Here is a 20,563-nt window from a genome sequence, read left to right as displayed (position 1 = left end):
ATGGAGTTATTGCCTGCTCGGCCCGGCGTGTCGCGACAATAACCCCATGATCAACGGGTCGGGTCGGGTCGGGTCGGGGCCGGGCGGGGCGGGGCGGGCGGGGCGGGGCCGGGCTGGGTGGGGGAACGGACGGGGGCCGCGGCTGTTGCCGCGGCCCCCGTCCTTCGTTGCGGGTTCTAGTGCTTGTCCTGGTCTGGGTGTGCGAAGTTGAGGTGCTCCGGGGGCAGCGGGAAGGTCACGTCGTCACCGAACGGTGACGGCGCGGCCGCCCGGTCGAACGTGAGCTCGGTCAGCGGCAGCTTGCCCCGGTCGTCGACCGCCGGAGCGGTCGGGTGAGGCACCTCCCGGTCCCAGTTCACGCCGCTCTGCGCCTGCGTCTCGGCCCGCGGGTCGTGGGAACCACCCGCGTGCGAGTGCACCCCACCCCGGGCGGAGCCGGCCGTCGCCGAGCCCGGACGGGCGGTGGTCACGCTGGTCTGGGGCGTCTCGCCCCGACGGAAGATCTTGCTACCAAGCCACACAAGGGGATCGTACCTGCGGTCGACGACCCGTTCCTTCATGGGGATGATCCCGTTGTCAGTGATCTTGATGTGCTCGGGGCAGACCTCGGTGCAGCACTTGGTGATGTTGCAGAAACCGAGGCCCTGTTCGGCCTGCGCGTACTCCTTGCGGTCGGTCCGGCTGTCCAGCGGGTGCATGTCCAGCTCGGCCGCCCGGATGAAGTACCGCGGGCCGGAGAACGCCTGCTTGTTCTCCTCGTGGTCGCGGATCACGTGGCAGACCGTCTGGCACAGGAAGCACTCGATGCACTTGCGGAACTCCTGCGAGCGCTCGACGTCGACCTGCTGCATCCGGTAGTCACCCGGGGCCACGTCCGCCGGCGGGGCGAACGCCGGGGTCTCCCGTGCCTTCTCGTAGTTGAACGAGACGTCGGTGACCAGGTCCCGGATGACCGGGAAGGTACGCAGCGGGGTGACCGTGACGGTCTCCTCGTCGCCGAAGGTCGACATCCGGGTCATACAGCCCAGCCGCGGCTTGCCGTTGATCTCCATGGAGCAGGAGCCGCACTTGCCGGCCTTGCAGTTCCACCGGCAGGCCAGGTCGGGGGCGTCGGTGGCCTGGAGGCGGTGGATGACGTCGAGGACGACCTCGCCCTCGTTCACCTCGACCATGTAGTCCTGCAGGTCCCCGCCGGTCTCGTCACCCCGCCAGATCCGGAACTGACGCTTCGCGCTCATCGGTTGTCCGCCTCTCCAGCGTCGGCAACGAGGGCGTCGAAGTCGGCGAGCTCCTCGTCGGTGAGGTACTTGGCCAGCTCGGCCCGGTCGAAGAGGCCGATCAGCTCCGGCCGCATCTTCGGCAGCGGCTTGCGGGTCAGGCGTACGGCGTCGCCGTCCAGCGAGCAGACCAGGTTGACCTGCCGCCACTTCGGCTCCATCGCCGGGTAGTCCTCCCGGGTGTGCCCGCCGCGCGACTCCTGCCGCTCCAGCGCCGCCTTCGCGGTGCACTCCGAGACGACGAGCATGTTGCGCAGGTCCAGGGCCAGGTGCCAGCCGGGGTTGTAGCGCCGGCCGCCGAACGCGCTCACCTTGGCGACCCGCTCGCGCAGCTCGGCGAGCCGTACCAGCGCGTCGGACAGCTCGCCCTCGCGCCGGATGATGCCGACCAGGTCCCCCATGACCGCCTGGAGGTCCTGCTGGAGGGTGTACGGGCTCTCGCCGGTGTCCCGCTGCAGCGGGGCGAGTGCGGTCTCCACGGCTGCCTCGACCGCGTCCACGGCCACCTTCGGCCGAGCGGCCAGCCCGTCGGCGTAGCTGGCCGCGTGCCCGCCCGCCCGCTTGCCGAAGACCAGCAGGTCGGACAGCGAGTTGCCGCCCAGCCGGTTGGAGCCGTGCATGCCACCGGAGACCTCACCGGCTGCGAACAGCCCGCGTACGTGGCCGAAGGCGGCACCCGAGTCCGGGTCGACCTCCACGCCGCCCATCACGTAGTGGCAGGTCGGCCCGACCTCCATCGGCTCGGCGGTGATGTCGACGTCGGCCAGCTCCTTGAACTGGTGGTACATCGACGGCAGCCGCCGGCGGATCTCGTCGGCCGAACGCCGGCTCGCGATGTCCAGGAAGACGCCGCCGGCGGGGGAGCCCCGACCGGCCTTGACCTCACTGTTGATCGCGCGGGCCACCTCGTCACGGGGCAGCAGCTCCGGTGGACGCCGGTTGTTGTCCGGGTCGGTGTACCAGCGGTCCGCCTCCTCCTCGGTCTCCGCGTACTGCTTGCGGAAGACGTCGGGGACGTAGTCGAACATGAACCGCTTGCCGTCGGAGTTCTTCAGCACGCCACCGTCACCACGCACCGACTCGGTGACCAGGATGCCCTTCACCGAGGGCGGCCAGACCATGCCGGTCGGATGGAACTGGAGGAACTCCATGTTGATCAGCGTCGCCCCGGCGCGCAGCGCCAACGCGTGCCCGTCCCCGGTGTACTCCCAGGAGTTCGAGGTGACCTTGTATGAGCGTCCGACACCGCCGGTGGCCAGCACGACGGCAGGCGCCTCGAAGAGGATGAACTCACCGGACTCGCGGTAGTAGCCGAACGCGCCGGCCACCCGGTCACCGTCGAGCAGCAGCTCGGTGATGGTGGTCTCGGAGAACACCTTGATCCGGGCGTCGTACGAGCCGAACTCCCGCTGGTCCTCCTGCTGGAGCGACACGATCTTCTGCTGGAGGGTGCGGATCAGCTCCAGGCCGGTCCGGTCGCCCACGTGCGCCAGGCGCGGGTACTCGTGGCCACCGAAGTTGCGCTGCGAGATCTTGCCGTCCTTGGTGCGGTCGAAGAGCGCACCGTACGTCTCCAGCTCCCAGATCCGCTGCGGCGACTCCTTCGCGTGCAGCTCGGCCATCCGGAAGTTGTTGAGGAACTTGCCGCCGCGCATGGTGTCGCGGAAGTGCACCTGCCAGTTGTCGCGGCTGTTCACGTTGCCCATGGCGGCTGCCGCGCCGCCCTCGGCCATCACCGTGTGCGCCTTGCCGAAGAGCGACTTGGAGATGATCGCGGTCTTCTTGCCGGCGAGCCGGGCCTCGATCGCCGCGCGCAGACCGGCGCCGCCGGCCCCGATGACGACGACGTCGTAGTGGTGTCGCTCGATGCGAGTGGTAGTGGTCATGTCAGGGGCCCTTTAGTTGATGAACCGCAGGTCGGAGAACCACTCGGCCGCGAGCGCCATGATGTAGAAGTCGGCCAGCGCAAGGGTGCCGAGGGTGATCCAGGCGAGCTGCATGTGCCGGACGTTCAACGCCGAGACGAACGTCCAGGCCTTGTACCGCACCGGGTGCTTGGAGAAGTGCTTGAGCCGGCCGCCGATGATGTGCCGGCACGAGTGGCAGGAGATCGTGTACGCCCAGAGCGCCACCACGTTGACCAGGAGGATGATGTTGCCCAGCCCGAAGCCGAAGCCCTCCGGCGAGTGGAAGGCGAGGATCGCGTCCCAGGTGTTGATCAGCGAGATGATCGCGGCGGCGTAGAAGAAGTAGCGGTGCAGGTTCTGGCCGAGCAGCGGGAAGCGGGTCTCCCCGGCGTACTCCTTGTGGCCGTCCGGGACGGCGCAGGCCGGCGGCGACAGCCAGAACGACCGGTAGTAGGCCTTGCGGTAGTAGTAGCAGGTGAGCCGGAACAACAGCAGGAACGGCAGGGTCAGCGCGGCATCCGGAATGACCCACCAGCCGGGCAGGAACCGGCCGAAGTGCGAGGCTGCCTCGACGCACCTGTCGGTCACGCACGGGGAGTAGAACGGGGTCAGGTAGTGGTACGCGTCGACCCAGTAGTTGTCATGCTGGAAAACCCGGACCGTCGCGTACGCCACCCAGGCGCTGAGCCCGATCACGGTGATCAGCGGAGCGAACCACCAGCGGTCGGTACGCAACGTCTTCGCCGCGATGGCGGCGCGCGCCCGCGCTTTCCGCGGCCTCGTTGCCGTTGAAGTCATTCGAGTCGTCTCCTCGACGGGCCCGTACGGGCGGGCTGATCTCTCTCCGGTCGGCACGCGGACCGGCAACCCGCACCCGCTGCCACGTCATGCGCACACCAACGACCACGCCGGATCGACCGACGCAGCTAAGTGACACACGTTACGCCGATCTCCCCGAGCCGTCCGCGCAAGGGAGTGTCCCGTGTGTCTGGCCTGCGGAAAAGCCGTGCCGCGCCGGTCGGGAACGTCACCCGGAAGCGCCTCCGGTGAAGTGCCAGGACGCCAGTCGCAGCGAGGGCGCGGCCCACCACGCACCGTCCACCCGATCCGGTTGGCGCACCGCCCGCGCGCCCAGCCCGAGCACGGCACCGGGGCCGAGCGCCCGCGGGTACGACTCGGTGAACCGCAGGTCGCGTACCGCACGCACGACCGTGCCGTCCTCGACGAGCCAGACGCCGTTGCGGGTCAACCCGGTGACGACGAGGCTCTTCGGGTCGAGCACCCTCGTGTACCACAGATCGGTGACCAGCAACCCTCGACGTACACCGGTGACCAGCGCGGCGGTGTCCGCGTCGACCACCGCTCCGGCCGCCGCGCCGGTGGTGCTCCGGCCGTTCGCGCTGGCCGGGCCGGCCACCGCGCCGGAGAGGCGCAGGTTACGGGCCATCGGGCCCCAGGTGGCGCCACCCGCGACCGCGTGCCCGGTCGACTCCGCACCCGCCGCGGCGGCGGTTCGCCGATCGTGCGCCACCGCCCGGGTGGTGCCCGACTCGACCAGGGTCAGCGCCCGTCGACCGGTGCCCTCCGCGTCGAACGGCAACCCCGACACGCCCAGCGGGTCGTCCACCAGGGTCACCGCCCGGTCGAACTGGGCCACCCCCGGCTCGGCGAACGACTGACGCTCGGCGTACCGCTTGCCGTTGAAGCCGTACCAGGAGAGATTCTGCAGCAGGTCCGCCACGGCGGCCGGCTCGAACACCACCTCGTAGTGCCCCGGTGGCAGCTCCACCGGGTCGGCCGCCGCCCGGGCCTTCGCCGCCGCCTGCGCGCCCAACTCGGCGCCGTCGAGGTCGGAGAGTCGGTGGGCGTGGCGTCGGGCCACCCCGTCCGCGCCGTCGCGACGCGCGATGCCGTCCATCGCCGCCTCCGCCGAGCGGCCGTACGCCGTGTGCCCGGCCGAGTTGGCGAACGCCGACGAGCGGAGCGCGGTACGGCAGTAACCGGCCGAGCTGAGGCCCCCGGCCGCCGCCACGAAAGCGCCGACCCGGTCGGCCCGCTGATCCGGCTCCGCGTGGGCGGTGGCCTCGTCGACCTCCGGCGCGTCCGGCATGGGCGTCGGCGGGGCCAGCCCCGGCCAGCCCGGGTCGGGCGGGCAGAGCCGCGCCGCCGCCAGGGTGCGCTCCACCAGAGCGCTCAATCCGTCGGCGGTGACCACGCTGCCGCTGCCGGCGGCGGTCCGACCGTCGACGTGCACCCGCAACCGGACCCCGACGGTCGACTCGGCCACGTTCTGGTGGATGGCCGAGTTGGCGAACCGGGTCAGCGCCAGATCCGCCCGCGTCACCACCGCCTCGGCCTGCGCGGCCGGCCCGCCGAGCCGCCGCACGAACTCCACGACCTGCCCAGCCAGCTCCGGCTCACTCCTCGCGCTCACGCAGGGCCACCTTTCGTTCGCGACTGCGGGGCTCGCAGGATCGGCTCACTCCTCGCGCTCACGCCGACACCCCCACCCGGACGTTCTTGAACCGGGCCGGCGCGGCCGGATGGCCGGTGTGGCCGATCTGGCCGGGCTGACCCTTGCCGCAGTTGGGCGTGCCCCAGGAGACCGTCTCGCCGGAGAGCATGTCCATCGAACGCCAGAAGAGCGGGCCGATCCCGGTGTACGTGGGATTGCGCAGCATCCGCCCCCGCCGACCCTTCTTGATCTCCCAGCCGACCTCGCACCCGAACTGGAAGTTGAGCCGCTTGTCGTCGATCGACCAGGACCGGTTGAGGTCCATCAGGACGCCGTCGTCGGTCGCCGCGACGATCTCCTCCAGGGTGTGTGGGCCGGGTTCCAGGCCGACGTTCGTCATCCGCACCATCGGCAGACGGGCCCACCCGTCGGCCCGTACGCTGCCGCCGTAGTCGAGGCTGGCCATCGCGGCCGAGTCCCGGCCGGCGAGCACACCCACCCAGCGACCGTCGCGGACCGCGTCCCGTTTGACCGCCGGGGAGCCCTCGTCGTCGAACCCGAAACTGCCAAGCGCGCCCGGGATCGTCGGATCGATGGTGATGTTCATCAGCTCGGAGCCGTAGCGCAGCGAGCCGAGCTGGGCCAGGTCCAGCCAGGACGTGCCGGCGAACGCCGCCTCCCAGCCGAGGATCCGGTCCAGCTCGATGGCGTGCCCGACCGACTCGTGGATCTGCAGGGCCAACTGCTCGCCGCCGAGGATCAGATCGGTCTCGCCGGCCGGGCAGGGTGGCGCGGTGAGCAGCGCCCGGGACTCCTCGGCGATCTGTGCGGCGTGCGCGGCCAGGTCGAGCGACTCGACCAACTCCCAGCCGGTGGTGCCGTACTGCCCCCGGTAGCTCGGCCAGGACCGGCGCTGCGTCTCGCCGTCGCCGATCGAGGTGGCCGAGATGCCGCCGCCGCACTCGCGGATCCGCTGGTCGATCCGATGACCCTCACTGGACACGAACCACTTCGTGGTGTCCCAGATCTGGTACAGGCCCTCGGCCAGGTCCGCGCCGTGCTCGGCCATCGTGCGGGTCGCGCCGACCAGCAGGTCGCCCTTGTCCGACAGGGGCACCCCGAGCGGGTCGATCTCGCAGCCGGAGGCCCAGGTCGCGGTGACCGCCTCGGCCGGCACCAGGTCGACAGGTGGGCCCGGCACGCGCGCGCTCGCCATGGCGGTCCGCGTGGCGCGCCGGCCGGCGTCGCGGGCGGCGGCGTCCGACAGATCGGGTACGGCGTAGAAGCCCCAACTCGCCCCGACCAACGCCCGGACACCGAGCCCGATGCTCTCGTCCTGGGTCAGCTCCTCCACGTCGCCGTTGCGTGCGGTCATCGACTCGTAGCGGCGGTGCATCACCCGGGCGTCGGCGTACCGGGCGCCCGCATCGAGGGCGGCCTGGACGGCGGCGGCGGCCGCGTCGAACTCGGTCATGGACCGACCCTAGGCCAGCCGACCGACACCCGTCAGGGGACGAGATCCTCCGGCCGAATCGTGGCCCGTACCGGCTCGGTCAGCTCCAGAGCCTCACCGCGCTTCGTCGTTGCCCGCTCCACGTAGTGGGCACCCTGTAGCTGGTGGAGCTTCACGGTCAGGCTCTCCTGCTCGACGAGCAGATACCACCCCACCCCTGCTGCGGCGTACAGGTGCGGCTTGAGCACCTGGTCGATGGTGGCGGTGTGCGGTGCGCTGACCTCACCGATCAGCAGGACCGCGTCCGCCGGCACGCAGGCCGCCGTAAGGTCCAACTCCGCCGTCACCACGAGGTCGGGGTTGAGGATCCGCGTAGGGTTCAGCCGCAGGTTGATCACCGGGAGCAGAGTGCGATTCGCTGCTGCGCAGCCGGGTTCCAACGCTGCCGCCAGACCACGGACGATCACCTGGTGTCGGACCGACGGCGATGGTCCGATGAGCAATCCGCCGTCGAGGAGTTCGATCCGCTGGGCCGTCTCACCGAGGGCGAGATAGTCCGACTCGGTCCAGGGCAGCGAGTGGTCAAGAACCTCGGCAGTATCCACCCGCCCAGCACAACTCGTTGCGATTCGCTGAGGTCGCACCCGACGTCCGAGAACGAGATGAGATGCCCGGTCAGACGGTGTGATCGGCAAGGTTGAGCTGCAAGATCGCGCTAGATCTTGGATGTAGTGGTATCGCGCTTCGGCGATGCCACTAGATCCTGGTTCGAGCGTGACCTTGGCGGCGGAGGGTGCCCCAACTCCACTTCCGGTCACTCGGGGGGCGGTGATCGTCGTCAAGATTCGCGCAGTATCGGGGATGTTGCTGCCTCCGCCGCGCCTGAGGCAGCAACTTCGGGGAAGTTGCTCAGATCTTGGCGCGGGGCGCGGGGTGCCCACCGTGAGGGCGCGGGACGAACGGTGGTGGATGGCGAGGTGACGGGGGGTGCGGGGCCGATGCGGACTCGTTACGCTCGGGCCCGCTGACAGGTACGGACTTTGTAGCTTATTTTCACCCTCAGGACTTTCATGTAAGTTCTCTTCGTCACTGAGGGAGGCGGCCGTGGACAGTTCGGATGCCTACCTGCGGGTGCGTGACCTGCGGGTCCGGTTCGACACCGAGGATGGCGTGGTGCGCGCGGTCGACGGGGTGTCGTTCGCCGTCGAGCGGGGCCGCACGCTCGGCATCGTCGGCGAGTCGGGTTCCGGCAAGAGCGTCACCTCGCTGGCCATCCTCGGCCTGCACGATCCGAAACGGACCACCGTCACCGGGGAGATCTCCGTCGGCGGCCGGCAGGTGGTCGGCCTCGCCGACGAGGAGGTACGCCGGCTGCGCGGCCGGGACATGGCGATGATCTTCCAGGATCCACTGTCGGCGCTGCACCCGTACTACACGGTGGGCCGGCAGATCGCCGAGGCGTACCGGGTGCACCACCCGAAGGCCAACCGGCGCGAGGCCCGCCAGCGGGCGGTGGACATGCTGGACCGGGTCGGCATCCCGCAGCCGGCACGCCGTTTCGACCAGTATCCGCACGAGTTCTCCGGCGGCATGCGCCAACGGGTCATGATCGCGATGTCCCTGGTCAACGACCCGGCGCTGCTGATCGCCGACGAGCCGACCACCGCGCTGGACGTCACCGTGCAGGCGCAGATCCTGGACCTGCTCGCCGATCTGCAGGAGGAGTTCCACTCCGCGATCATCCTGATCACCCACGATCTGGGCGTGGTCGGCCAGGTCGCCGACGACGTGCTCGTCATGTACGGCGGGCGCGCCGTCGAGCGGGGCAGCGTCGAGCAGGTGCTCCGCGCGCCGCAGCATCCGTACACCTGGGGGTTGCTCTCCAGCGTGCCGTCGCTGCACGGCGACGCGGACGCGGACCTGGTGCCGATTCCCGGCAACCCGCCCAGCCTGATCAACCTGCCGCCCGGCTGCGCGTTCCACCCACGCTGCCGGTACGCGGACCGCGTCGGCAGTCGATCCCGCGCCGAGGTCCCCGAGCTGCGTCCGGCCGGTGGGACCGGCCCAGCCGGCGTGGCGGGGGCGGCCGGCCACCTGGTGGCCTGCCACCTGAGCGCCGAGGAGCGCGCCGCGCGCTACGCCGAGGACGTCGCATCCGTGGGGGTGGCCCGATGACCGACGAACCACTGCTGCGGGTCCGCGGCCTGACCAAGCACTTCCCGGTACGCCAGGGGTTGCGCGCCACCGGCCTGGTGCGGGCGGTGGACGGGCTCGACTTCGACGTGCGCCCGGGGGAGACGCTCGGCCTGGTGGGGGAGTCGGGCTGCGGCAAGACCACCACCGGCCGGATGCTGGTGCGACTGCTGGAGCCGACGAGCGGCAGCATCGAGTTCGCCGGGCGGGACATCACCCACGCCGGCCGGCGGGAGTTGCGCCCGCTGCGGCAGGACTTCCAGATCATCTTCCAGGACCCGTACGCCTCGTTGAACCCTCGGCACACCGTGGGCCGGATCGTGGCGATGCCGTTGCAGGTCAACGGGATCAAGCCGCCCGGCGGCACCCGGGCGCGGGTGCAGGAGCTGCTGGAACTGGTCGGGTTGAACCCGGAGCACTACAACCGGTACCCGCACGAGTTCTCCGGCGGTCAACGTCAACGCATCGGCATCGCCCGCGCGCTGGCGCTGCGCCCCAAGCTGATCGTCGCCGACGAGCCGGTGTCCGCGCTGGACGTCTCGATCCAGGCGCAGGTCGTCAACCTGCTGCGTGACCTGCAACGGGAGCTTGGCCTGGCGTTCGTGTTCATCGCGCACGACCTGGCCGTGGTCCGGCACTTCTGCCAACGGGTCGCGGTGATGTATCTGGGCCGGATCGTGGAGATCGGCGACCGGGCGGACATCTACGAGCGTCCGCAGCACCCGTACACCCGGGCGTTGCTCTCGGCGATCCCGGACGTCACCCAGCTCGGCCCGGCGGGCCGGATCCGGCTGACCGGTGACGTGCCCACCCCGCTGGACCCGCCGTCGGGCTGCCGGTTCCGCACCCGGTGCTGGAAGGCGCGGGACATCTGCGCCACCGAGGAGCCCGCGCTGGTCCCGCGCGACGGCGGCAACCAGGCCACCGCCTGTCACTTCCCGGAAGAGGAAGCAGCCAGCACGAGTCCCGAAGTCGCCGCACCGATCGTCGAGGAGGTGCCGTCGTGAGCCTGTCCCCGGTGGAGGGTGTGGCGCTGGTCGAGATCGGGTCCGACCCGGACGCGACCACGCCCGCGGCGAAGGGTGTCGTCGGGCGTTCGCCCGGTCAGCTCGCCTGGCTGCGGCTGCGCCGGGACCGGACGGCCATGGTCAGCGGCGTACTCCTGGTGTTCTTCATGCTTGTGGGGTTGGCGGCCCCGCTGATCGAGATGGTCTACGGCGTGGGTCCGCGGGAGCAGTTCCAGAACCTGCTGGACGGCTTCGGCATGCCCCTGGGTTATGCCGGCGGGGTCACCGGTGAGCACTGGTTCGGCCTGGAGCCGGGGCTGGGGAGGGACATCTTCATCCGGTTGATCTACGGGCTGCGGACGTCGTTGTTCATCGCGTTCGCCGCCGCGTTGATCACCGCGACGATCGGGATCGTGCTCGGCGCGCTCGCGGGCTACCTCGGCGGCTGGCTCGACGCGGTGCTCAACTGGATCACCGACCTGACGCTGGCCATGCCGTTCCTGATCATCGCGCTGGCCCTCACCCCCACCATCACGCTGCGGTTCTACGGCGAGCGGGGGCAGGTGTCGTCCGCCTTCGGGGTGGGCGTGCTGATCGCCGTGTTCGCCATCTTCGGCTGGACCAGCACGGCACGGCTGGTCCGCGGGCAGGTGATCGCGCTGCGCGAGCGGGAGTTCGTGGAGGCGGCCAAGGCCAGCGGGGCCGGGCTGGGGCACATCATCTTCCGGCAACTGCTGCCGAACATCTGGGCGCCGATCCTGGTCTCGTTCTCGCTGGCGGTCCCGCAGTTCATCACCAGCGAGGCGGCGCTGTCGTTCATCGGTGTCGGCCTCAGCGACGAGACCCCGAGTTTCGGTCGGATGATCTACGACAGTCTGGACTTCCTCCAGACCGACCCGGCCTACGTGTTCTTCCCGGGCATCATGATCTTCGCGCTGGTGTTCGCCTTCAACCTCTTCGGCGACGCGTTGCGGGACGCGCTCGACCCGAAGTCGTCCCGGTAGGGGTGGGCTCATGTTCCGGTTCCTGATCAAGCGGCTCTTCTCGGCCACGCTGACCCTCTTCGCGGTGAGCGTGCTGACCTTCCTGATGTTCTTCGCCCTGCCGCGCGACCCGGTCAGCAGCATCTGCTCGAAGAACTGCAACCCGGAGCGTCTGGAGCGGGTCCGCGACGACCTGGGCCTCAACGACCCGCTGGTCAGCCAGTACGCCGGTTACATGAAGGGCATCGTCACCGGCCGGGACCTGGGCAGCGCCCAGGGTGGCCGGTGTGACGCCCCGTGCCTGGGCTGGTCGTACGTCAGCAACGAGGCCGTCTCGGACACCATCGCCCGGGTGCTGCCGGTGACGCTGAGCATCGTGATCCCGGCGGCCATCCTCTGGCTGCTGCTCGGGGTGGGCCTCGGCATGGTCTCCGCGTTGCGGCGTGGCACCTGGCTCGACCGGGCGGCCATCGGCTTCTCGCTGACCGGCGCGTCGCTGCAGCTCTACTTCGTGGGCGCGGTGCTGCTGCTGGTCTTCGTCTACAACCTGCGGCTGCTGCCGGTGCCCAGCTACACCTCCATCTTCGACAACCCGGCGAAGTGGGCAAGTGGGCTGGTGCTCGCCTGGGTGGCGCTGGCCTTCCTCTTCTCGGCGATCTACGCCCGGCTGTCCCGGGCGCAGATGTTGGAGACCCTGTCCGAGGACTTCGTCCGGACCGCGCGGGCCAAGGGCCTGGCCAAACCCACGGTGTACGGGCGACACGCGCTGCGCGCGGCGATCACCCCGGTGGTGACCATCGCCGGCCTGGACGTGGGCGGGGCGCTGGGCGGGACGGTGATCACCGAGACGACGTTCGGCATCCAGGGGCTGGGGCGTACGGCGGTGGACGCGGTGCGCGCGGGGGACCTGCCCACCATCATGGCCACCGTGCTGATCGCGGCCGTCTTCGTGGTGCTGGCGAACGTGCTCGTCGACCTGCTCTACGCGGCCATCGATCCACGGGTGCGGTTGCGCTGAGCCAGCTGTGAAGCGCGTGGTCGGTGGCGAAATTTATCGACAACTGTTACACAACTCGTAGGTTTTCTTCCTTACGATCCTCGGGACGTCGGCGGTTCTCGCCCCGACGAAACGCACGGCACATGGGTGAAGGGGGTATTCATGAGACCACGCGTGGTGGCCGCCGCGGGCGGCGCGATCGCTCTGGTGGTGGCATTGGGTGCGTGCTCGAAGAACACGGGCGAGGGCACCACCGTGGACGCCGACCGGCAGCAGACCGGGGTCATCGCGACCGACCCCAAGGACTCGCAGGGGCCGGCGGCCGAGGTGAGCGGCGCGGCGAAGGGCGGCACCTTCACCATCATCCGGGAGTCGCCGATCTCCCACCTCGACCCGCAGCGGACGTACTCGTTCGCCGGTCTGATGACCAACCCGCTCTTCGCGCGCTACCTGACCACCTGGAAGGACGACGGCAAGGGCGGCCTGGTCCTGGTGGGCGACCTGGCCGAGACGCCGGGCAAGAACGTCAACAACGACTGCAAGGTCTGGGAATTCACGATCAAGGACGGGGTGAAGTTCGAGGACGGCCGGCCGATCACCTCCAAGGAGATCGCGTACGGCATCGCCCGCTCCTTCGACCCGGACCTCTCCGGTGGCCCCACCTACATCCAGGAGTGGCTGGCCGACACCCCGCAGTTCGACACCAAGTGGGACTTCAAGAAGAACAAGACGTCGCTGCCGCCCGGCCTGAGCACGCCGGACGCCAAGACGCTGCGCTTCGAGTTCGCCAAGCCCCGCTGTGACCTGCCGTTCGCCGTCTCGCTGCCGACCACCGCGCCGCTGCCGGCCGACAAGGACACCGGCGTCGACCTGGACAAGCAGCCGTTCTCGTCCGGCCCGTACAAGGTCGCCAAGAACCAGGTCGGCGTGCAGATCACCCTGGACCGCAACCCCAACTGGGACCCGAAGACCGACCCGGTCCGGCACCAGTACCCGGACCAGTTCGTCTGGAGCTTCGGCCCGACCGCGGACGCCGCCAACAACCGGGTGATCGCCGACAACGGCGCCGACCAGAGCGCGCTCGCCTTCAACTCCGTGCCCGCCTCGCTTGTCGCCAAGGTGGCCGGTGACACCGTGCTCAAGTCGCGGACGATTCTCTCACCGACCCCGAGCGCCAACCAGCTCGTCATCAACAACCAGCGGGTCACCGACCTGAAGGTCCGCCAGGCGCTCAACTACGCCATCGACCGCGAGGGCTTCATCAAGGCGATGGGTGGACAGACCGTCGCCGCGCCGCTGACCACCCTCATGCCGCCGGCCACCATCGGCTTCAAGGCGTACGAGGCGTACCCGGCGGGCGCCAACGGCAACCTCGACAAGGTCAAGGAGCTGCTCGGCGGAAAGACGCCGGAGCTGGTCCTCGGTGTCGCCGACAACTCGACCGAGCAGCAGCAGGGCGCCCAGCTCAAGGCCAACCTGGAGCGCGCCGGCTTCAAGATCACGCTGCGGAACATCTCGGACGACGCGAAGCTCGACGAGATCAAGAAGAAGGACAACCCCTGGGACCTGTACATCGGTAACTGGGCGGCGGACTGGCCGAGCGGGGCGTCGATCCTGCCGGTGCTCTACGACGGCCGCACCATCAAGGCCGAGGGCAACAGCAACCAGTCGTACTTCAACGACCCGGCGATCAACACCGAGATGGACCGCATCCAGGCCATGCCCGCCGCCGACCAGGGCCCGGAGTGGGCCAAGCTCGACGAGCGGATCATGAAGGAGCACGCGCCGGTGGTGCCGCTCTTCGTCGACGTGGCCTACAACGTGCACGGGTCCAAGGCCGGCGGGATCTTCATCTCCAGCGTCTTCGGCTACCCGTCGTTCGTGAACGCGTACGTCAAGCCGTAAGTCACACCGCAGGCCAGAAGGGTCCCCTCCCGACAGCGTCGTCGGGAGGGGACCCTTCTGCTTCCGCCAAGACGCACATCGACACGACAGGCGCCCTGCCGGCCCGGACAAGTCGCGGACAGCGGCAGATGCGAGCGAACGAAAATCGAGGCTAATTTGCCGTTGACCTCGCGACATCGGTCTGCTTGGCTGCCTTCGCGATGACCTTGAGAACCCCTCAAATAACGGAGATATCCATGTCCTTCGGTGCCGCAATCAAGTCGGTTCTTAGCCAGTACGTCGGCTTCTCGGGCCGGGCTCGCCGGTCTGAGTACTGGTGGTTCACCCTGTTCACTGTTCTTGTCAGCATTGTCGCCGCCATCCTGGACAGCTCGCTGGGATTGACCTTCGAGGGCTCGTCGACCGGTGTCATCGGCCTTATCGCCACCCTGGTGCTGCTGCTGCCGTCGCTGGCGGTCGCGGTGCGCCGCCTGCACGACACAGACCGGACGGGGTGGTGGCTGCTGATCGCCTTGGTGCCGTTCGTGGGCGCCATCGTCCTGATCGTGTTCTTTGTTCTGGAGGGCACCCCCGGAGCGAACCGCTTCGGCCCCAGCCCCAAGCACTGACCGCTGTCCGCGCCCGGCGTCCCGTAGAACACCCGAACGCGTACGTCAGGGCGTAGCTCGATCGCCGGCAGGCAAGGGTCCCTTCCTGACATTCATGACGGGAGGGGGCCCTTCCCTTGTCGGATGGTCGGAGTCAGCTCCGGCAACTCCACGGTCCGGTCCGCAGTGTCGGCAGGTGCCGCGCCGGCGTAGGTGGTAGGTGACGGTGGCCGCGCCGAGCGCGACTCCCCAGAGCACCCAGGGCACGCTGGGAAGACGCAGGCCCCACCCCTCGTGGATGTCGAGGTCCCAGAGCATCATCAGCCCGGCCGGGATGAGGACGACGGCAACGAGGGACGCCGGAACGATCGCGAGTGCCGGCGGCACCGGTCTTCCGGCCTTGAACCAGATCCACCGGGGGTAGACCTCGCCCCACCGGCTGACCAGGCCGTGCGTGAGTACGCCACCCAGCATCGAGGCGATGGCGCAACCCAGCCCGATCCAGAGCATGCCGTCGGTGTCCTGCATCATCGTGAGAAAGTCCCGGCTGATGCCCAGAGGGTGGCCGAAGAACCAGGCCACTCTGGTGATCTCGTAGGGCAGTGGTGCCAGGCAGGCGATCACGACAGCCCAACGCCCCCACCGCAGCAGCGTCTGCTGGGACGGTCCGTCGCCCGTCGACCCGTGCCGACGGCCGCAGTGCTGACAAGCCGCACGGCTGCGGCGCTGGTAGGCCAGCGTGGCCACGGCCCACAGCACGCCACCGACGAACAGGATGATCAGGTTGTTCCGGTGCCAGTACAGGATGTCACCGATGCCGCCCTGCGGGCCGGGCACGCCGGTGAAGGCGAACACCAGCAGCAGCGGGGCGAACGCCAGCACGGCGATCATCGTGTAGTCGGGGATGATCATGGTGAGGCTGGCCGCCGCGATCCAGCCGAACGCGATCATCGCCGCCGACTGACCGCGAGAACCAGCGCCTCGTGCCATCGCCAGCCCGACAACAGCGCCGAGCAGGCCGAGCGCCGCCATGAGTGGCGCGGTGACCTCCACCGGGACGCCCTCCAGAATCGAGCCCGTCCTGTGGTCGTCGTCGATCGGCGCGAACGGGAACCCGTCACCGCCGGCCGTCCAGTACACGCCGAGCATGGCGTACGCCAGTGACCAGCCGGCCGCCGCGTACCCCGACCACGTCGGCCAGCGCTGCCACCACCTGATCCCGCCCCTTACCCCTTCAGACATGTCACTCCCCGTGAGAGCGCGGCGTCCGATCGCCGCTGCCTCACCAGCCTTGGCCACGCCGGGTGTACGCCACCATCTGCCGACGAGGCGAGGTCGAGCACGACCGCGGTGCCGTCCTACGCCGATCGGCATACGGCGATGCCGACCTAGGATCAGGTGATGATGCGACGGCACCTCGGCCGGATCAGCATGGCGGCCAGCGCCTGCACGTTGGGCGTGACGTTCGTGGGCGACCTCAGCGGTTCGCCGTACCCGTTCTTCCTGGTGATGGCCGTTCTCGCGGTGCTGTTGGCCATCGCGGTGCGGTGGGGACCACACCGGCACATCGCTCCTGCTGCCGGGCTCGCCGGGGTGGTGATGGCCCTGGTCCTCTGGTCGTTCACCGACGGCATGGCCACCGCGGAACGGATCGGCGCGGCAGCGATCTGGACGACGCCGGCACTTGTCGCGGTCGTCGGCGGTGGCTACCCACGGCTGATGCTGCACCGGCGGGCACTGGCCGTCGAGCAGGCCCAGCGTGCTCAGCGCCTGCAGATGGCGCGTGACCTGCACGATTTCGTCGCCCACGACATCAGCGGGATCGTGGCGCAGGCCCAGGCGGCCCGCTTCGTCGCCGCCAGCCAGCCGGAGGCGGCCGGCCCGGCGCTGGAGCGTATCGAGGCCGCGGGTCTGGCGGCGCTGACCACCATGGACCGGGTGGTCGGCATGCTGCACGGACCCGATGCCGGCACCGTGCGGCCGCTGCCCACGCTTGACGACCTACCGGGCCTGGTGGACCGGTTCCGCGCCGCGGGCCGGCTCGACGCGCACCTCGTCCAGGATCTCGCACCGGGCGAAGTGTCCCGCGACAGCGCCGCCGTGGCGTACCGGATCGTGGTCGAGGCCCTGACCAACGTCCGGCGGCACGCGTCAACGTCGACCCGGGTCGACGTGTCGGTCACCGGCGATGCCGCCGGCATCACGGTGCGGGTCCACAACGACACGCCGCTGCCGCCACCCCGGCAGCGGCGCGACCGGCACGGCGGGAGGGGCCTCGCCGGCCTACGGGAGCAGGTCGCCGCAGGTGGCGGCACGCTGTCGGCCGGCCCATGCGAGCGCGGCTGGGAAGTCGTCGCCGTCATCCCGTCGGTCCCGGCATGAACAGCACCCGCGTCCTGCTCGCCGACGACCAGCCGGACGTACGCAGCGGCTTCCGCCTCGTTCTGGACTCCCAGCCCGACATCACGGTCATCGGCGAGGCCGCCGACGGGACCACGGCCCTGGCCCTGGCGAGCAGGCTGCGGCCGGACGTCGTGCTCACCGACATCCGGATGCCCGGCATCGACGGACTGGAACTGACCCGGCTACTCACCGCCGCGGACATGCGGGTGGTCGTGGTCACCACCTTCGACCTCGACGAGTACGTGGACGCCGCACTGCGCAACGGCGCCTGCGGTTTCCTGCTCAAACGATCGGGGCCAACGCTTCTGGTCGAGGGCGTCCGTGCGGCAATGGCTGGTGACGCCCTGATCAGCCCCCAGGTCACCATCCGGCTGCTGCGAGCGGCCACCAGGGCCGACCAACCCCCGGTGCCCAACCCCCTGACACACCGCGAGATCGACATCGTACGGCTCGTCGCTCAGGGTCTGACCAACGCGCAGATCGGGGCCGAACTGTTCATCTCCGCCGGCACCGCCAAGACCCACATCGCGAACATCCAGGCGAAACTGGGGCTGCACAACCGGGTGGGCATCGCGGCCTGGGCATGGCGAGCTGGTCTGGCCGATCCGAGGGCCGGATAGGTCGAGAGTAGGAGTTCCCGGGCTAGGCTCGGCACGGTTCCTGACCTTGGGGAGTTGCCGATGCGCGTCACCGCCTGGCTCCGGTCACCGTCCATCCGTCGACGCCTGATCGTCGCTGCCGTGCTGGTCGGCTGTTTCGTCTGGGCGATGGTCATCGTCGGGCTGTCGTTCGCGATGGTGGAGCGCGGCAGCAGCCAGTGGTGGGTGATCCCATTCTTCGGCGCGTTCGTCTTGGCGATCGCGGTGCTGGCCGTCCGCTGGGTCCCCGCAGCCCCGTCCCGGTCCGACCCGGCACCGGCAACTCCTGCCGCACCCGTCGCCGCTCAGGGGCCGTCGCCGGTTGCGGTGCGGCGCCGGCTCGTCGAGCCGCTCAGCTCCCGCGAACTGGAGGTGCTGCACCACCTGGCGACCGGCCGCACCAACGCGGAGATCGCCAAGGGGCTCTTCGTCGCGACCGGCACAGTGAAGGCGCACCTCAACCACATCTTCCGCAAGCTCGACGCGACGAGCCGCCTACAGGCCGTCGCGCACGCCCGTGAGGCCGGTCTGCTGGACTAAACCCGTTGTAAACCAGCGGTAGACCGATCGGCAGATGCGCTCCCCGGCGGTCCTTCCTAACGTCCGCAGGCATGAAGCAGCGTATTGATCAGATTATGCCTTTCGTCCTCGCCGCGGTGTTCACGATCGTGGTGCAGGGACTGTCCCTGATGGAGTTTCTTCCACTGCCGGTCGCCCTGCTGATCGGAGCCGGATGGGCGGTTTTGATCGGGCTCGTCGCGCGCTGGGTCCGCCGCAGACCGGCATTGAGTGCCTGGGTCGAGGACGGCCTCGTGGCGCTGGGCTGCGTGACCATGGCGCTGTTCGCGTTCGGCGGCGCCATCGGGCTGGTGATGCTGGGCGCCGCACTGGACAGCTCCTCGATCACCGGCGAGACGATGGTGACGATGTTCCTGCCCAGCATCCCGATCGCGATCGCGGCGAACGTCCCCACCGAACTCGTCATCCTCCCAGGTCTGCTGGTCCTCGGATGGCGGCCCGGCACCCGTCGCATCCTCTTCGTCGCCGCGGCTGTCGTCTATTTCGTCCATCGGGTCTGGACCTACCTCGTGTTCGCCCCCGACCGCCTGGACTTCGCCGCGGCGGAGCGGTCCACGGCGGTACTGACAGCAGCGGAAAAGGACCAGTTCTCCGCCGCGCTGCACGTCGACGACCCCCGGTGGGTCCTCAACCTGTTGACTTTCGCGATCCTCCTGCTTTCCGCCTTCCTCTCCCGCCGCGGCCAGCTCGGCGGCCCTTCCCCGGTCGTGTCCCGGCCGTCGACGTCAGTGACGCTCCCTCGGTAGAGGGAGAGCGTTCGTCTCAGGTGGGCAGGAGTGCCGACCCGCCGACAGGGACCCTCGGCCTATGGCTGTCGATACGCTCCTCGGCGAAGCCGTGAGCGGTGGATGTCGTACCCGTGCGTAAGGCTTCGGGCATGGCGACTTTCGTTCTGATCCACGGCGGCGGGGGCAGCGCCTGGGACTGGCATCTCCTTGTCCCCGAGCTGACCAGCCGCGGCCACGACGTGGTGGTTCCGGAGCTGCCGATCGAGGACAACTCGGCGGGGTTCACCGAGTTCTGCCAGACCGTCGTCGACGCGATCGGCGACCGGCGCGACCTCGTGGTCGTCGGGCACTCGTACGGTGCGTTCACCGCGCCGCTGATTGCCGACAAGCTGCCGGTGCGGCTGATCGTCCTGCTCACACCGATGGTCCCCAAGCCCGGTGAGAGGCCCGGTGACTGGTGGGCCAACACCGGTTACCGCGGCACCGAAGGGCTCAGTGAGGAGCAGCAGTTCTACAACGGCGTGCCCGCCGACATCGTCGCGGAGGCACCCGCACACAGCCGGGGCCAGGTCAGCGCGGAAGGGGACCAGCCATGGCCCCTGGACACCTGGCCGGACGTGCCGACGAGAGTGCTCATCGCACGCGAGGACCGGTTCTTCCCGGCTGACTTCCAGCGCCGGGTGGCCGCCGACCGACTCGGCATCGTGCCGGACGAGATGGACGGCGGCCACGCGGTCTCGCTCAGCCACCCGAAGCAACTCGCCGACCGCCTGACCACGTATCCGCTGCCCTGAGGGCGGGCCACGGGCATCTCAGGGCGACGGAGATGGTTGCCTCGGCGGCATGAGTGGCTGTCAGCGATGATGGGGCGTTCGGTCGGAAGCGGGTGATGATGAGGCAACCAACACTGTTCCTGACCGTGGGGCTCCCCTGCACGGGGAAGACCACTGCCGCTCGGCGGATCGAGGTCGAGCAGAGAGCACTTCGTCTCACGAAGGACGAGTGGGTGAAGGCTCTCTACGGGCAGGAGAATCCGCCATCGGCTCAGGGCGTGATCGAAGGACTGCTCATCCAGATCGGGCTGCGGGCCCTCGACCTCGGCAACAACGTCGTGATCGACTTCGGCCTCTGGAGTCGGGACGAGCGCTCCGCGCTGCGGCAGGCAGCAGCGGACCTCGGCGCGGCGGTGGAGCTGCGCTACTTCGCACTCGCCCCGGCAGAGCAGCGCAGACGACTCGATCAGCGCCAGGCCGAAGCGCCACACACGACGTGGCCCATGTCCGACGAGGAGCTCGCCGAGTGGGCTGCCAGCATCGAGATCCCGACCCCCGGCGAGCTTGACGGCAGCGAACCCATCGATGACCCACCGGTTGGATTCGCCACCTGGGCCGAGTGGCGCACACACCGCTGGCCGCCGTCGGTCTTCTGACGCCTGCACCTCGCAGCGCTGC

At 69.5% G+C, this 20,563-nt stretch carries 19 protein-coding genes; 12 read left to right on the top strand and 7 right to left on the bottom strand.

What is annotated here, in order from left to right; all coding sequences use genetic code 11:
- Positions 1 to 176: 176 nt before the first annotated feature.
- The 6 genes from ACGFIQ_RS12150 to ACGFIQ_RS12125 form a co-directional block, all read right to left on the bottom strand.
- Positions 177 to 1,238, bottom strand: a complete 1,062-nt coding sequence (locus ACGFIQ_RS12150) for a succinate dehydrogenase/fumarate reductase iron-sulfur subunit (protein WP_393242905.1) — start codon at positions 1,236 to 1,238, stop codon at positions 177 to 179.
- On the bottom strand, positions 1,235 to 3,163 hold the full coding sequence (locus ACGFIQ_RS12145; RefSeq protein WP_393242903.1) for a fumarate reductase/succinate dehydrogenase flavoprotein subunit: 1,929 nt from the start codon (positions 3,161 to 3,163) through the stop codon (positions 1,235 to 1,237). The genes ACGFIQ_RS12150 and ACGFIQ_RS12145 overlap by 4 nt, the downstream gene beginning before the upstream one ends.
- Positions 3,164 to 3,175: 12 nt before the next feature.
- Positions 3,176 to 3,982: a hypothetical protein gene (locus ACGFIQ_RS12140; protein WP_393242901.1), complete on the bottom strand. Its 807-nt coding sequence runs from the start codon at positions 3,980 to 3,982 to the stop codon at positions 3,176 to 3,178.
- A 229-nt stretch (positions 3,983 to 4,211) separates the two neighbouring features.
- The gene (locus ACGFIQ_RS12135; RefSeq protein WP_393242899.1) at positions 4,212 to 5,618 is read right to left on the bottom strand and encodes a TldD/PmbA family protein; all 1,407 of its coding nucleotides are present in this window, start codon (positions 5,616 to 5,618) and stop codon (positions 4,212 to 4,214) included.
- Between the two features lie 58 nt (positions 5,619 to 5,676).
- Complete coding sequence (locus tag ACGFIQ_RS12130) at positions 5,677 to 7,113, bottom strand: TldD/PmbA family protein (RefSeq protein WP_393242897.1); 1,437 nt, start codon at positions 7,111 to 7,113, stop codon at positions 5,677 to 5,679.
- Between the two features lie 32 nt (positions 7,114 to 7,145).
- The gene (locus ACGFIQ_RS12125; protein WP_393242895.1) at positions 7,146 to 7,697 is read right to left on the bottom strand and encodes a Uma2 family endonuclease; all 552 of its coding nucleotides are present in this window, start codon (positions 7,695 to 7,697) and stop codon (positions 7,146 to 7,148) included.
- A gap of 499 nt (positions 7,698 to 8,196) precedes the next feature.
- On the opposite strand from ACGFIQ_RS12125, the gene ACGFIQ_RS12120 reads away from it, so the two are divergent.
- The 6 genes from ACGFIQ_RS12120 (at position 8,197) to ACGFIQ_RS12095 (ending at position 14,785) form a co-directional block, all read left to right on the top strand.
- A complete protein-coding gene (locus ACGFIQ_RS12120) occupies positions 8,197 to 9,267 on the top strand; it encodes an ABC transporter ATP-binding protein (protein WP_393242893.1) in 1,071 nt (356 codons plus the stop codon).
- On the top strand, positions 9,264 to 10,292 hold the full coding sequence (locus ACGFIQ_RS12115; protein WP_393242891.1) for an ABC transporter ATP-binding protein: 1,029 nt from the start codon (positions 9,264 to 9,266) through the stop codon (positions 10,290 to 10,292). The genes ACGFIQ_RS12120 and ACGFIQ_RS12115 overlap by 4 nt, the downstream gene beginning before the upstream one ends.
- Entirely contained in the window at positions 10,289 to 11,296 is a 1,008-nt protein-coding gene (locus ACGFIQ_RS12110) for an ABC transporter permease (protein ID WP_393242889.1), read from the top strand. Before ACGFIQ_RS12115 ends, ACGFIQ_RS12110 begins: the two co-directional genes overlap by 4 nt.
- Positions 11,297 to 11,306: 10 nt before the next feature.
- On the top strand, positions 11,307 to 12,293 hold the full coding sequence (locus ACGFIQ_RS12105) for an ABC transporter permease (protein WP_357526204.1): 987 nt from the start codon (positions 11,307 to 11,309) through the stop codon (positions 12,291 to 12,293).
- Between the two features lie 141 nt (positions 12,294 to 12,434).
- Positions 12,435 to 14,177: an ABC transporter substrate-binding protein gene (locus tag ACGFIQ_RS12100; RefSeq protein ID WP_393242887.1), complete on the top strand. Its 1,743-nt coding sequence runs from the start codon at positions 12,435 to 12,437 to the stop codon at positions 14,175 to 14,177.
- Between the two features lie 236 nt (positions 14,178 to 14,413).
- Positions 14,414 to 14,785 carry a DUF805 domain-containing protein gene (locus ACGFIQ_RS12095; RefSeq protein ID WP_393242885.1) on the top strand — a complete coding sequence of 124 codons (372 nt, stop codon included), beginning with the start codon at positions 14,414 to 14,416 and terminating at the stop codon, positions 14,783 to 14,785.
- A 45-nt stretch (positions 14,786 to 14,830) separates the two neighbouring features.
- On the opposite strand, the gene ACGFIQ_RS12090 is transcribed toward ACGFIQ_RS12095, so the two are convergent.
- The gene (locus tag ACGFIQ_RS12090; RefSeq protein WP_393242883.1) at positions 14,831 to 16,006 is read right to left on the bottom strand and encodes an NYN domain-containing protein; all 1,176 of its coding nucleotides are present in this window, start codon (positions 16,004 to 16,006) and stop codon (positions 14,831 to 14,833) included.
- Between the two features lie 159 nt (positions 16,007 to 16,165).
- Here ACGFIQ_RS12090 and ACGFIQ_RS12085 point away from each other — a divergent pair, with 159 nt between their 5' ends.
- From ACGFIQ_RS12085 to ACGFIQ_RS12060, 6 genes are all read left to right on the top strand, one after another.
- Positions 16,166 to 17,146 (top strand): sensor histidine kinase, encoded by a 981-nt coding sequence (locus tag ACGFIQ_RS12085; RefSeq protein WP_393242881.1) that lies wholly within the window; start codon positions 16,166 to 16,168, stop codon positions 17,144 to 17,146.
- Positions 17,143 to 17,787 carry a response regulator gene (locus ACGFIQ_RS12080; protein ID WP_393242879.1) on the top strand — a complete coding sequence of 215 codons (645 nt, stop codon included), beginning with the start codon at positions 17,143 to 17,145 and terminating at the stop codon, positions 17,785 to 17,787. The genes ACGFIQ_RS12085 and ACGFIQ_RS12080 overlap by 4 nt, the downstream gene beginning before the upstream one ends.
- A 60-nt stretch (positions 17,788 to 17,847) precedes the next feature.
- The gene (locus tag ACGFIQ_RS12075; protein WP_393242877.1) at positions 17,848 to 18,345 is read left to right on the top strand and encodes a response regulator transcription factor; all 498 of its coding nucleotides are present in this window, start codon (positions 17,848 to 17,850) and stop codon (positions 18,343 to 18,345) included.
- Between the two features lie 71 nt (positions 18,346 to 18,416).
- Entirely contained in the window at positions 18,417 to 19,130 is a 714-nt protein-coding gene (locus tag ACGFIQ_RS12070) for a hypothetical protein (RefSeq protein ID WP_393242875.1), read from the top strand.
- Between the two features lie 131 nt (positions 19,131 to 19,261).
- On the top strand, positions 19,262 to 19,906 hold the full coding sequence (locus ACGFIQ_RS12065) for an alpha/beta fold hydrolase (protein WP_393242873.1): 645 nt from the start codon (positions 19,262 to 19,264) through the stop codon (positions 19,904 to 19,906).
- Between the two features lie 95 nt (positions 19,907 to 20,001).
- The gene (locus tag ACGFIQ_RS12060; RefSeq protein ID WP_393242871.1) at positions 20,002 to 20,541 is read left to right on the top strand and encodes an AAA family ATPase; all 540 of its coding nucleotides are present in this window, start codon (positions 20,002 to 20,004) and stop codon (positions 20,539 to 20,541) included.
- Positions 20,542 to 20,563: the final 22 nt, after the last annotated feature.

It is taken from the genome of Micromonospora sp. NPDC048898 (genome assembly GCF_043198035.1).
Classification (GTDB): domain Bacteria; phylum Actinomycetota; class Actinomycetes; order Mycobacteriales; family Micromonosporaceae; genus Micromonospora.
Note: the sequence above shows the minus strand (reverse complement) of the source record. Positions and strands in the feature narration are given on the sequence as shown.